Origin of the sequence: Syntrophobotulus glycolicus DSM 8271, assembly GCF_000190635.1 — a bacterium.
Taxonomy (GTDB): domain Bacteria; phylum Bacillota; class Desulfitobacteriia; order Desulfitobacteriales; family Syntrophobotulaceae; genus Syntrophobotulus; species Syntrophobotulus glycolicus.
Map to the genome: position 1 here is coordinate 2865409 of NC_015172.1, position 12925 is coordinate 2878333.

Below are 12925 nucleotides of genomic sequence, written 5' to 3' on the forward strand. Positions count from 1 at the left end.
AGGACAAAGTGAGGAGGTAAAAAGAGATGGCCAGCGGAATTCAAAAAAAGAAATTTATTATTATTGGGGTCGTAGCAGTAATTCTTGTGGCAGGGATCGGGGTTGGAAGCTATTTGGGGCAAACGAAGAAGGGGATCACAACTGGAACTGAGATCCAAGGCGCGGCAGGTTTAAAGGATTTAAAAAGTGAAGGTTATGATCCGGCCACTTCCGGCAAGGAAGTGATTACGCTAAAGACGGATACCAAGAAAAATTGTGGTTCCACACCCTGGGTCATTGCTGAGAAGAAAGGGTTCTTTGCAGAGGAAGGGTTAAATATTGAATATACAGGCGAACTGACTATACCTCAACGCTTGCCCGCCGTGTTAAATGGAACAAACGATATTGGAGGGGCGCATATCAACGCACTCGCTACCTATATCGCCGGTGGAGCAAAGATCAAGGGGGTCACTTTAGGCGACGTTGATCCTGATCCCAATTCAGATGTGGATCCCAAATACCGTCATATGCGTTTTTATGCCAATCCCAAACTGGGTGTCACTACGCTGGCGGAATTGATCAAACTGAAAAACGGCCAGCCGATTAAGATTAACGGTACGGAGCCTAATTGTACGACCTTTATCGCGGATAATGCTTTTGATCATTTAGGCTTTAACCGGGATCAGATTCAATATGTGGTCTTTGACACAGATACGGCGGCTCTGCAAGCTGCCCAGCAGGGCAATATCGATATTGTCGGCGTGCATCCTCCCTTCTACAAGCTGGCTGCGGATTCCAAACTGCCGCAAATCTTCGACACAGCCGACACTGGTCTGGGGGCTGCAGCGGGAAGTCTGGCTTATTACTTTAGAGAAGATTTCATTAAAGAAAACCCAGAGGGAGTGGCCCGCTTCGTCAGAGCGATCAAGAAAGCGCAGGCCTGGAGCGTAAAACCGGAAAATGCAGAGGAAGCAATTCGATTGACTGCGGATTATATCGGGCAGCCGGTCAATGCCGTCCACTATTACTATTCCGGCAAAGGCTTTCCGGATGAACTGATTCAACCCTGGATTGACGATCTTGAAAGAAACGGTTTTCTGAAAAAAGGGCAGCTGACTGTAAATGATCTGATTACAAAGGAGTTTGACAACTAGATCAGAACCAATCCGACAGTACGTCCGGGGAACGAACGTCATCGTTCTCCAGACACTGTCTCTATACTGCCGTGCTTGCGGGCCAGGATGAGAGGAGGCGGGATAAACCCGTGAAATTAAAAGAATATCCGGTCATTTTTCGAATGATGTTGCGTTTGTCTGGCATTTTTCTTGTGGCGGTGCTTTGGGAGCTGCTCCCGCGCATAGGAATTGTAAACCATACCTTTTTGCCTCCCTTGTCTGTGGTATTGCAAGAGGTGGCGCATCTGATTCTGACTCAGCACTTGTTAGGTCATGTCCTCGCTACTTTATGGCGGCTGATGGTGGGGATTGTCCTGGCTGTTTTGCTGGCCGTTCCGCTGGGAGCGGTCCTTGGCTATTGGCTGCCCGGGGCAGCGGTTGCCCTGAATCCCCTTTTTCGGATTTTGGGACAAATTAACCCCTTTTCCCTGATGACTGTCTTCTTCCTGTTTTTGGGGGTGGGAGAGAAAGCCAAATTGGTTGTCGTTACTTGGGTTGCCTTTTGGCCTTTGATCCACCATACGATTACGGGCATCCAGACGGTTGAGCCTGATTTGATCAAAGCCGCCAGAAGCATGGGGATGTCCAGGGGGCGTTTATTTCTAAATGTGCTGCTCCCGGGAACCGTCCCGGCGATCCTGCTTGGAATACGTTCTTCCGCCGTCCTGCTGCTGGCCATCCTGGTGGCGGGCGAAATGCTGGGAGGATTGGCAGGGCTTGGCTGGCTTCTGCATTGGGCAGGCAGTTACTATGTATATCCTTATGCAACCGCGCCTATATTCGCCGTGGGTTTGTGCATCTCCCTGGTCGGCGTGGGCCTGGGCGTATCCCTCCGTCAAATAGAGAAGGGACTGCTTTTCTGGAAACCCTCCGCTTCTATATGGAATGGAAAAGCGCCGGATAAAGGGAAAGTACGCGTTCCGAGCCGCGGTTTTCCTGTAGCCGTGGCGGCAGCAATGCTCGGGATTTTTCTGATAGGAAGCGTAGAGATTAGCCGGCTGCGTCACTTGAACAACAGTTTTGCCGGGGAAGAAGATATTCCGGCAATAACCGACCACAGCGAGCATATGCAGCAGGAAGACGCAGAAAGAAAATCCGGCAGCGATTCCGGAAGTGATCATGAGAAACATTCTGTCCATCAAAATCATTCCGGTCACTCCCCTAAAACAGATTGATCCGTACCGGACAAGGAGGGAAATCAATGAGTGTAGGCATCTCTTTAGCTAAACGATATGGTTCCGTACTAGCCTTTCTGGCTGTTTGGGAGCTCAGCTGCCGGCTGGGCTGGGTTGACGCGCAATTTATCCCCGCTTTTTCCCAGGTAGTGATATTCATTGGAGGCCAGATTGCGGAAGGACAGTTATTTACACATTTGGGAATCAGTCTGGGGCGTGCTGTCACAGGGTTTATCATTGCCGTACTTGTCTCCATACCCCTAGGTGTGCTATTGGCAGGCTGGTCGGAGCAGGTACGCCTGGCCGTTGAACCTGTAACGGAATGGCTGGCCTATATTAACCCGTTTGTTGTCTTCCACATTATTATTGTATTCATGGGGGCAGGGGAAGCGACCAAGGTAACCATTATCGCCTGGGCCTGCATCTGGCCCATTATGTTCAGCACCTTATCCGGCATCCTTCATGCCGACCAGGATATTGTAAAGTCTGCGCGCTCCCTGGGCTTAAGCCGTTTTCAACTGACTATAAAGGTGCTGCTTCCTTACGCTTTCCCTGCCATTTTGACAGGAATACGCCTTTCTCTGGGCTACGCTCTTCTATTCCTGATCGCCGCTGAAATGATGGGGGCAAGCTCCGGACTTGGCTGGATGATCTACCGGGCACAACGCAATTATCAAATTGTAGAAATGTTTTCTGCTGTAACCGTTATTGCCGCCCTGGCCGTAAGCATAGACGGAATCATATCCTCCATCGGCAAACGCTTATCTTACCGGCTGTAACCGGATATCAGAACCGCCATTTTTTCGCTCTGTACTCTTTTATCTTACCGCCGATTACTCTAATTTATTGCACATATTATGTAGAAGCCTTTTTTGTTCACCCGGAAAACCCAAGAATTAATTTGAATCCTGTTGACAAACAGTTTATAATATTCTAGGTATGTTTCTGAACAGCCGTGCCAAACGGCTGTTTTCATTGCCTATTGAGAATTGGAGAGGAATATATGCGAGCGGAAAACTTACGGAATGTCGCGATCATCGCCCACGTCGATCACGGCAAAACAAGTCTGGTTGATGTCATGCTGAAACAGAGCGGTGTTTTCAGGGCAAATGAACAAATCGAAGAAAGAATTATGGATTCCAATGACCTGGAAAAGGAACGCGGCATTACCATATTATCCAAAAACACAGCCGTACACTGGCAGGATATTAAGATTAATATTGTTGATACCCCGGGCCATGCCGACTTTGGCGGCGAAGTTGAACGTGTTCTTAAAATGGTTGACGGGGTATTATTGGTTGTCGATGCTTTTGAAGGCCCTATGCCCCAAACGAAATTTGTGCTGCGTAAGGCCCTGGAAATCAATCTTAAGCCGATTGTGGTGATTAATAAAATTGACCGGCCGGAAGCCCGTCCTTATGAAGTCGTCGATGAAGTATTGGATCTGTTTCTTCAGCTGGGTGCTTCAGATGAGCAGCTGGAATTTCCGGTTGTCTATGCCTCAGCCAGAGAAGGCCGTGCCGGTTATGAGCCTGATTCCATCGGCAATGACCTCGGGCCTTTATTTGATATCATCATAAAAAACATTCCCGCTCCGGAATCCGATATCGACGGTTCCCTGCAGATGCTTGTCACTACCTTGGATTATGATGATTACCTTGGCAAGATCGCCTTAGGCCGGATATTCCGGGGAAAGCTGAATGCCAATTCTCAGGTTGCTGTCATCAAACGCGACTCATCCCTGGAAAAAGTCAAGATCGCAAAATTATTTACCTTTAACGGCTTGAAACGGGCTGATGTCTCCGAAGCCGCCGCCGGGGAAATTGTGGCCATCAGCGGGATTCCCAACATCAACATCGGAGAAACCATCACCTCCGCTTTGGAACCGGAAGCCCTGCCGACAATTGAGATTGATGAACCTACTTTAAACATGACTTTTATGATCAATACAAGCCCTTTTGCCGGGACGGAAGGAACCCATGTTACATCGCGCAAGTTAAGGGAGCGGCTCTTTAAAGAAATCGAAACAAATGTCAGCCTGAGAGTGGAAGAGACCGTAAATACTGATTCTTTCCAGGTTTCGGGCCGGGGCGAGCTCCATCTTTCTATCCTGATTGAAAATATGCGACGTGAAGGCTTTGAGCTTCAGGTATCCAAGCCGGAAGTCATTGTTAAAGAAATAGATGGTGTGAAGTGCGAGCCTTATGAGCATCTGACCTGCGATGTCCCTGATACCGCAATGGGAAAAATCATTGAGCTCTTAGGTTCCCGAAGAGCGGATATGCAAAATATGATTACGTTAACCGGGGGGATCACCAGATTGGAATTTTTGGTGCCGGCCCGAGGTCTGATTGGTTTTCGCGGTGAGTTCCTGACAGAGACCCGTGGTGAAGGTATAATGTCCCATGTCTTTCATTCCTACCAACCATATAAAGGGGATATTCAGGGACGCAAACGCGGCGTCCTGGTCGCTTCAGATCCCGGAGAAGCAACGGCATATGCCCTGTATCAGCTGCAGGACCGCGGACTGATGTTCATCGAACCGGGCACTAAAGTCTATGAAGGCATGATCGTAGGCGAAGGTAACCGTGAGCAGGACATTGATGTTAATGTCAGCCGCAAAAAACAGTTGACAAACATGCGTTCAAGCGGAGCCGACGATTCCCTGCGCTTGGAACCCCCCAGGATCATGACTTTGGAAGAGGCCCTGGAATACATTAATGATGATGAGTATGTTGAGATTACTCCTTTAAGCATTCGTTTGAGAAAAAAATATCTGGACAAAAATTCCCGAACAAAATTTGAAAAGAAACGGGCTTTAGGACTATCTTAATGCCTGAGATTCAAATGCCACCTGCTAAAAATTAAGCAGGTGGCATAATGATTGAGACCATTTTTAGATGGGACGCCTCAGCTCAGCGCGATTTGTTGGCCGGCGAATTATTTCCGGTACAGGCTGTATTCAAAAAATCTTTTTTCAGCAAATTCTACCCATTTTGTCTCAGGTTTGCCGTAATTGGCAAAAGGATAAATGGAAATGCCCCCTCTGGGCGCAAATTCGCCTATGACTTCAAGATATTTGGGATCAAGCAGTGCCGTCAGATCTTTTCTGATCACATTTACAACATCCTCATGAAAATCCCCGTGATCGCGGAAACTGAAAAGATACATCTTCAATGACTTGCTCTCAACCAGCTTTTGCTCCGGTACATAATGAATATAGATGACAGCAAAATCCGGTTGTCCGGTAATTGGGCAGAGACTGGTAAACTCCGGACAATTAAAACGGACAAAATAATCTGTATCAGGATGCTTATTTTCAAATGCTTCCAGGATTTCGGAGCTGTATGCAAAAACGTACTGATGATCAGACCCTAATCTGGTCAATCCTTCCGTATTTTTGTCCCTCATTTTTCATCCGCCTAACTTTTAATATTGCCTTTCATCCTTTTTAACGTCGCATTGACAGCGCAAGCATAAAGGAATGAATGCTTTATATACAGTAATTGTCAACATGAATACTCCGTACCTTCTCTTCTTCCTCCATCAAATCCCTGAGAGAATAGGAGTCCAGAACTTTTGTGATTGATTGTTTGAGATCCTCCCAAACTATTTTTGTCACACAGTAATTCGAACGGCTGCATTGTTCGGTATCATCATCGTTAACACAGTCTACCGGCGCTATGGGGCCTTCCAATGCCCTGATGACATCCCCTACCGAAATCTCCCGGGGCTCCTTATTGAGCAGATACCCCCCCTGAAAACCCCGTATGCTTTTAATCAGACCTCTCTGCTTCATGACGATTAATAATTGTTCCAAATATCGTTCGGATATTTCCTGCCTTTTGGCAATACTATTGATGGTCACCGGACCTTCCTTCTCATTTAAGGCCACATCAAGAATAGCTCTGAGACCATATCTTCCTTTTGTAGAAATTTTCATAATCGGTTTCACTTCTTTCTGACTTTATTTTAAACCTGTTTTTAATCTTTATCTAACCGCATTTCATCTATTTTAAACTATCCGGCCAGTAAATTTTTATATTGTTTTGGATTGATGCTGCCCATATCGATACACATTATAACATAGCCCATAATAATAATATATCCTAATTTATATGTATTTACTAGACATTAATACAAATTTATGCCGCTCTTTCACTTGAGCGGCATAAATTTTCTCTTTTTTATCGTCCTTTAAACCTGAGGAAAACAGGCCCTATCTTTCTCTTTTATCGTTGAGCAGTTCATTAAATTCTTCATCGGTAACGATACTCTTCTCATCCGCATAACGCAGAAACAGATGATAAATATTTTCAATTTCTTTACGGTCATAGCTATGGCCTAATTTTTGCAGCTTATATCTGACCGCACTTCTTCCTGATCTGGCATTCAAGACAATTTTGCTCTCCGGAGCTCCAATGATGCCGGGATCAAATAATTGATAAGTCTGCGCCTCTTTAATCATTCCGTCCTGATGAATTCCCGCTGCGTGCCAAAAGGCGTTTGAACCCACAACAGGCTTATACCTTGAGATGGGAACACCTGTTATCATCGAAATAAGTTTGCTTGTCTTAAATATTTCCTTCATATTAATACTGACATCAATGGAATACAATTCTTTTTGGACATAGAGGGCCATAATGACTTCTTCCAGGGAAGCATTCCCTGCCCTTTCACCGATACCGGTTATTGTCCCTTCAATCTGATCAGCTCCGGCCAGGATGCCGGCCAAGGAATTGGCCGTCGCCATTCCCAGATCATTATGACAATGAATACTCAGTTTAGCCCGATCTATATTAATGACTGTGTTTTTGAGCCTGGCCACCAACTCCCCCAATTGCCAGGGCGTTGCAATCCCGACTGTATCTGAAATCGTAACTGTTGTCGCACCCGCATTAATTACCTGTTCCAGGATCTTAACCAGAAAGTCAAATTCACTGCGCAAAGCGTCTTCGGCATAAAATTGCACCTCTCCAATGGATTTCCTGGCATATTTTACGGACTGAACAGCTTTGTCCATAGCCTGCGCGGACGTCAGTTTTAACTTTTTTTCCATATGGATGGGGGAGACAGCCAGGCCGAGATTAATGCGGGGATTCTCGGCCCCGGACAAGGCCCTGACGCAGCAATCGATATCTTCCTGTACACACCTGGACAACCCGCAGATTGAAACCCCTTTGACCTCTTCGCTGATTTTTTGCACGGCGGCGAAATCTCCGGGAGAAGAAGCGGGGAATCCGGCTTCGATCACATTAACCCCCAGTTTGGCAATACGCTTGGCCAGCTCTAATTTCTGACAGGCATTGAGCGTTTTTTCCAGAGATTGTTCTCCGTCCCTTAACGTTGTATCAAATATATCCAGCTTGCGCAAATTAATCCCCCCCGATAAAGGTTCCCGGCTTTACGATCCATGGGCCTGTTCTTTCGAAATCATTACTTTTACTTTGTTTGCTTCCAGCTCAGAAACTTTAAGCATCAGACTATTTAGGGTTGCCTCACCTTCCAGCCATTTAGGCAGATGGTTGCAGACCATTTCTATTGAATTAAACTTTCCCCTGCGGATAAAAGGCAAAAGCACCTGTTTTGTTGTCACCTGGGTACTGCTCTCCTGAATTTCTTTAAGAAAAATACTGTAGTTTCCCGGAGTTATTTCCACAAAACAAGGCTTTTGAATATCCTTTGATTTCATATTATCCTTGTTTTTTGAGATATCTGCCTTAGGCGTCGCCTGTTTTTGCAGGTAAGACTCTTCCTCTTTTTGCAGAATATAATCAAGAAACTCAAAAGGTTTCCCTTCCCATTCCCAGATACTACATTTGGCCTTATCCAAAATAAAATAGGGGATACCGCTTATTGCAAACCCTACAAACACCTTGCAATCACCCAGAAAATCCAATAATTCCTCCATTTTCAGGCGGAAATCTATCATTCCGTGGATTTGTTTCAGGGTGAATTCTTTCTCCCGGGCAATGTGCCATTTTCCTCTCTTTCTGACAAAAACAACGATTTTCCCACGGTCTGTTAATTTGGTCGTGTTCCCTTCTCTATCGACAAATACTGCAATTTCAGCGGGCATCGAGCAAACCTCCCCTCCAGTCATTTTTTGAAGCCTCCTTCTTTATCCGGCTTCTCTCTTACAGCTGCATTTCTTTCTTCCTTCAATAAATTCTTCCGAACAATCTTTCCCGAGCATTCCGATGGCATCGGCCCTGCATTGCTTGCAATGGGTCATCTGCCTCATATTCTCACCACATTTTTTTCTGGTTTCCGTAATTCTCTGCATACTTGTAGGCGGATGATCCTCAAACACACTGCCTTGTACCGGAATCAAAGGCATGATATTGCTTGTAAAAGCGCCAAGCTCCTTCATCTCATGAATGATTTCCGGAATGTGGTCATCATTGATGCCTTCCATCATCACAGTGTTTATTTTAACCAATACACCCTTTTCGGTTAAAAGCTTAATTCCCTGAAGCTGGTTGTCAATGAGTATTTTTGCCCCTGCACTACCACTGTAGGTTTTCCCCTGATAACTGACATTCTTATAAATCAGGGCCCCAATTCGAGGATCAATACAATTGACTGTAACTGTTACATGATCAATTCCAAACTCTCTCATTTCATCAACATGATCAGGCAATACAAGTCCATTTGTCGATAAACAAAAAGTAATGTTCTCATCTTCTTCTCTGATCAGCTTTAAGGTCTTTTGAGTCTCGCTCCAGTTGGCCAGAGCATCACCCGGGCCGGCAATCCCTACAACGGACAGATTTCCTAATCTTTCCCTGACCAGACAAAACCTTTCCAGTGCTTTTTCCGGTGTTAAGATTTCACTGGTCACACCCGGTCTGCTTTCATTGACGCAGTCAAATTTTCTGTTGCAGTAATTACAGCTGATATTACATTTTGGCGCCACAGGCAGGTGCAATCTGGCATATTTATGATGAGCCTCATAGGAATAGCAGGGATGTTTCGCTGTTTTTTCCTCCATGGACAGGTTCAGCTGTTTTGTTGTCATTTTTTCCACCTACCTTTTTATTTATTGAATTATTCTTTGCCGGGCTGTCTCTAATTGGCCTGCCGGAAATAGTTATTGTAGATATTGGTGCGATAATGTTCATACTTATTTTCCAGCAAAGTATTGGTTATACGGTCCAAAAAAGCCAGGCTGCCTGAGTAACCAACTGAACGTATTCTTTGCCCGCCTACTCTGTCTGTGATAGGGAATCCCCATCTCACCAGCGGAATGTTGCTTTTTTCCTTCAGAATTTTCCCTTCAGAATGACCTATAGCGATATTCACCTTTAATCTTTGAGACTCTGTCAGAATATGAGCAAAGTCATTATCTTCCAGAATCACACACTCCTCATCCAATTGCCCCAGCTTCACCTCCAAGAGCTGCGTCAGCTTCCTGGTCTTACTTCCGGTTGCGATCACTTTAGGGGTAACTCCGTTTTCCAGACAGAGGTTGGCTGCGGCGTGAACAAACTCCGGTTCCCCAAAGATAGCCGCCCGCCCCTGAAAATTGTGTTTATGGGCGTCAATCATGGCATCAAGCAGCCTGCCCCGTTCTTTACTGATTTCCTCGGGAATGGGCCGGCCCGTAATTTGCCGCAATGTTTCCAGAAATTCATCTGTCGCCCGGACTCCGACAGGCAACGGGAGTTTGTATAAAGGGACGCCGTATTTTTGAGCCAGGAATTTACCGGGAGAATGGGCCTCGTCAACAGTTAACCCAAATTCAATTGTCGCCCTGGCTCCGCTCATTGCCTCAATATCCTCAAGCTTTGTCCCACCCGGCATAATCTTTTGATAGACTTCCAAATATGGTGCATCTAAGGTCTCGGTATGATCAGGCAAAAGAGTATACTCGATTGCCATCATTTGCAGGATACGCTTGAGTTCCCTGAGGTCCGCCGTACTGATATGAGGGACAATCAGATTGATTTTGTTATGGCGGGCCGTTTCTTTCGCTAAAAGCATCACTACCCTTTTCAGAGTTACGAAATAGCCTTCCGTTTGTGTCCCGCCATAGCCCGGTGTTGAGACCGCTACAATCGGAAACTCAGGAATATTCTTTTCCGCCAAATAAGCTGTTTTAATCCTTTCGATATCTTCACCAATTGTTTCGGCGAGACAAGTTGTTAAAACACCGATGATCTTTGGATCGTAGACCTTTCGTACATTTTCCAGGCCTTTCTTCAGGTTTGCTTCCCCGCCGTAAACCGTCCCTTTTTCATTGAGAGATGTCGAAGCCACATCCAGAGGCTCATTATAGTGCTCTGAAATTAATCTGCGCATATAGGTTGCACATCCCTGTGATCCGTGCAGAAGAGTCATGGAGCCTTCAATACCTTTCATGGCCAGAATGCCTCCGATTGGCATGCACATATGACAAGGATTTTCATTGACATTGCGGTAATGATCGATTTGCTTTTTCATCGCTATCCCCCTCTTTCTCCACAAACTGCCAGACCGGAGAACAAACTGTCGAATAAACCTCCCGGGCAAAATTCACCGCACCGGCAAATCCGCTTAAGGGATGCTTGCGATCATGATTATGATCAATAAAGGCTACACCCATTTTATAGGCCAGGGCCCGTTCTTTTACTCCTCCGACAAGCAGATGGGCCCCTTTTTCCAGCATAAACTTTTCCAGTTCGGAAGGATTGGCATCATCCAGGATCACCGTACCGTCATCAACCAATTCATTCATCGTTTCGTATTCTTCCTGGCGTCCGGATTGTGTGCCGATCATGACGACATCAATGTCAAGCTCTTTAAATTGTTTAATCAGAGAAATCGCTTTAAACCCCCCTCCGACAAAAATGGCTGCTTTTTTCCCGGCCAGCTTCCGCCGGTAGTACTCAATTTCCGCTGCGACAGCCGCTGTCTCCTGTTCAATCAATTCTTCGGTCTTCCGGATAATTTCCGGATTATTGTAAGCCTGAGCAATCCTTCTTAACGTTTCCGAAGTATCCTGGATTCCCAGGAAAGAAACCGTCATATAGGGAATCCCATAGATATCCTGCATTTTTTTCGCCAAATATATCATCGAGCCGGCACACTGAACAATATTCAGGTAAGCCTTGGTCGCATTTTTCAAAGTTTGATAATTAGAGTCCCCGGTGAACGCTGTATTTGGTTCAATACCCATTTGTCTCAAATAATTTTTGATGATCCAGACTTCACCGGCCAGGTTAAAATCGCCCAGATAGTTGATTGTCATATCCTTCACCGGCATTGCTCCTTCCGCCGGCCTGATCAGTTTCAGGAGGGCATTACAGGCAGCCTTGTACCCGGCAGTCTTATTGCCGATAAACCCGCTGGACTGAACCGGAATAACTTCGATGCCATGTTTTTGGGAGGCCCTTTTACAGACTGCCTCGATATCATCACCAATTATTCCGACGACACATGTCGAATAGACAAAAAAGAGTTTAGGATTATATTTTTCTGCAAGCTCGTCAATCGCTTGGCTCAGTTTCTTTTCGCCCCCGAAAATTACATCCATTTCCTGTAGATCAGTAGAGAAGCTATGCCGGTAAAGCTCTTCTCCACTGGACAGGCTGCCCCGGATATCCCAGGTATAGCTGGCGCAGCCAATGGGTCCGTGAACCAGGTGGACCGCATCTGTTATCGGATTTAGGACAACCCTCGCTCCCGAGTAAACACAAGCCCGTTGGCTTACACATCCTGCTACACTGTCCGTATCACATTTCAGCTGAGTCTTATGCTTCCCTTTGGTTTGGATAGAGCCTTTTCTTTCCTCAATTGTCGGGTCAAGCCATACGGTCTCCTGCATTTTAGTCACCCCTTTTGTGGTTTTCCTGCGCCCCCTTCAAAAGGAGGCGCAGAATAATTTTTTTTATTAGAATGATCCCTAATTGGACTCACAGCCCTTGCTTAAACTTCAAATCAAATTTCTTTAACTTCGAAACTAAAGGCTTTTTTCACACAAGTCTTGCCACAAGCCATGCAGCCAATACAATTATCTTTATTCGAAATATTTGCCTGCATTCTGTCCGCATCTTCATCATCATCTAAATTGCCGAAACCCAGTGTGCCATGAGAACATACCTTGACACAACGTCCACAGCCAATACATTTATCAGGATCGATCGCCTGAACAAACTCCGGGGTCCAGGATGACCCGCCATAAGTTAATCCCTGGTATACTGACATTACGGTAATTCCCCCTTGTTTTCCATTTCCTCCGCCAGGCGCTTGCGCAGCCATGGCGGAGGACTTTCTCTCAAAATCGTTTGCAATCTTTCAAGCTCAGCGATTATCGGTGTTCCCTCTTTAACTTTGAGCGGCTGAATATTCTGTTGGACCAGCCTTGCAGCTGCAGGTCCTCCGATATGATTACAATAGACTATGGTACATTCTTTCAACATGTCTGCACGTGCCTCAACCTTATCATCCTCAGAAGCCTGTTCCGGGAGACTGATTGTCTTGACGAATCTGTAATCACCGGGAGTAATCTCATATACCGCAAAAGCAGGCGCCATCCCAAAATGAGCATTTACTTTATCTTCACCTGTTGTGGCAAATGCAACAAGCATTGGCATTACCTCCCTGAAGAGAATT

The 12925-nt window shown here is 45.8% G+C and carries 13 protein-coding genes; 4 read left to right on the plus strand and 9 right to left on the minus strand.

All coding sequences use genetic code 11. The features are described from left to right. The first annotated feature begins 26 nt into the window (after positions 1 to 26). From SGLY_RS14185 to typA, 4 genes are all read left to right on the plus strand, one after another. On the plus strand, positions 27 to 1133 hold the full coding sequence (locus tag SGLY_RS14185) for an ABC transporter substrate-binding protein (protein WP_013625916.1): 1107 nt from the start codon (positions 27 to 29) through the stop codon (positions 1131 to 1133). Positions 1134 to 1243: 110 nt separating this feature from the next. Beyond that, positions 1244 to 2329 (plus strand): ABC transporter permease, encoded by a 1086-nt coding sequence (locus SGLY_RS14190; RefSeq protein WP_013625917.1) that lies wholly within the window; start codon positions 1244 to 1246, stop codon positions 2327 to 2329. 26 nt (positions 2330 to 2355) lie between these two features. Continuing rightward, a complete protein-coding gene (locus SGLY_RS14195; protein ID WP_013625918.1) occupies positions 2356 to 3108 on the plus strand; it encodes an ABC transporter permease in 753 nt (250 codons plus the stop codon). Positions 3109 to 3332: 224 nt separating this feature from the next. Then, positions 3333 to 5162, plus strand: coding sequence for a translational GTPase TypA (gene typA, locus SGLY_RS14200; RefSeq protein WP_013625919.1), 1830 nt, complete (start codon positions 3333 to 3335; stop codon positions 5160 to 5162). A 107-nt stretch (positions 5163 to 5269) separates the two neighbouring features. Here the strand turns inward: typA and queF are convergent, their stop codons facing one another. The 9 genes from queF to nifX all read right to left on the minus strand — a co-directional run bounded on the left by queF (position 5270) and on the right by nifX (position 12900). Next, positions 5270 to 5740 carry a preQ(1) synthase gene (queF, locus tag SGLY_RS14205; RefSeq protein ID WP_013625920.1) on the minus strand — a complete coding sequence of 157 codons (471 nt, stop codon included), beginning with the start codon at positions 5738 to 5740 and terminating at the stop codon, positions 5270 to 5272. 82 nt (positions 5741 to 5822) lie between these two features. Then, a complete protein-coding gene (locus tag SGLY_RS14210) occupies positions 5823 to 6272 on the minus strand; it encodes an RrF2 family transcriptional regulator (protein WP_013625921.1) in 450 nt (149 codons plus the stop codon). Between the two features lie 276 nt (positions 6273 to 6548). Then, a complete protein-coding gene (locus SGLY_RS14215; RefSeq protein ID WP_013625922.1) occupies positions 6549 to 7703 on the minus strand; it encodes a 2-isopropylmalate synthase in 1155 nt (384 codons plus the stop codon). 30 nt (positions 7704 to 7733) lie between these two features. Next, complete coding sequence (locus tag SGLY_RS14220; protein ID WP_041444838.1) at positions 7734 to 8408, minus strand: Fe-only nitrogenase accessory AnfO family protein; 675 nt, start codon at positions 8406 to 8408, stop codon at positions 7734 to 7736. A 42-nt stretch (positions 8409 to 8450) separates the two neighbouring features. Further along, positions 8451 to 9350: a nitrogenase cofactor biosynthesis protein NifB gene (nifB, locus tag SGLY_RS14225; protein WP_013625924.1), complete on the minus strand. Its 900-nt coding sequence runs from the start codon at positions 9348 to 9350 to the stop codon at positions 8451 to 8453. Positions 9351 to 9400: 50 nt separating this feature from the next. Beyond that, complete coding sequence (locus SGLY_RS14230; RefSeq protein WP_013625925.1) at positions 9401 to 10774, minus strand: nitrogenase component 1; 1374 nt, start codon at positions 10772 to 10774, stop codon at positions 9401 to 9403. Then, positions 10737 to 12137, minus strand: a complete 1401-nt coding sequence (gene nifE / locus SGLY_RS14235; RefSeq protein WP_013625926.1) for a nitrogenase iron-molybdenum cofactor biosynthesis protein NifE — start codon at positions 12135 to 12137, stop codon at positions 10737 to 10739. The genes SGLY_RS14230 and nifE overlap by 38 nt, the downstream gene beginning before the upstream one ends. 113 nt (positions 12138 to 12250) lie before the next feature. After that, a complete protein-coding gene (gene fdxB / locus SGLY_RS14240) occupies positions 12251 to 12517 on the minus strand; it encodes a ferredoxin III, nif-specific (protein ID WP_013625927.1) in 267 nt (88 codons plus the stop codon). Next, positions 12517 to 12900, minus strand: coding sequence for a nitrogen fixation protein NifX (gene nifX / locus SGLY_RS14245; protein ID WP_013625928.1), 384 nt, complete (start codon positions 12898 to 12900; stop codon positions 12517 to 12519). Before nifX ends, fdxB begins: the two co-directional genes overlap by 1 nt. Positions 12901 to 12925: the final 25 nt, after the last annotated feature.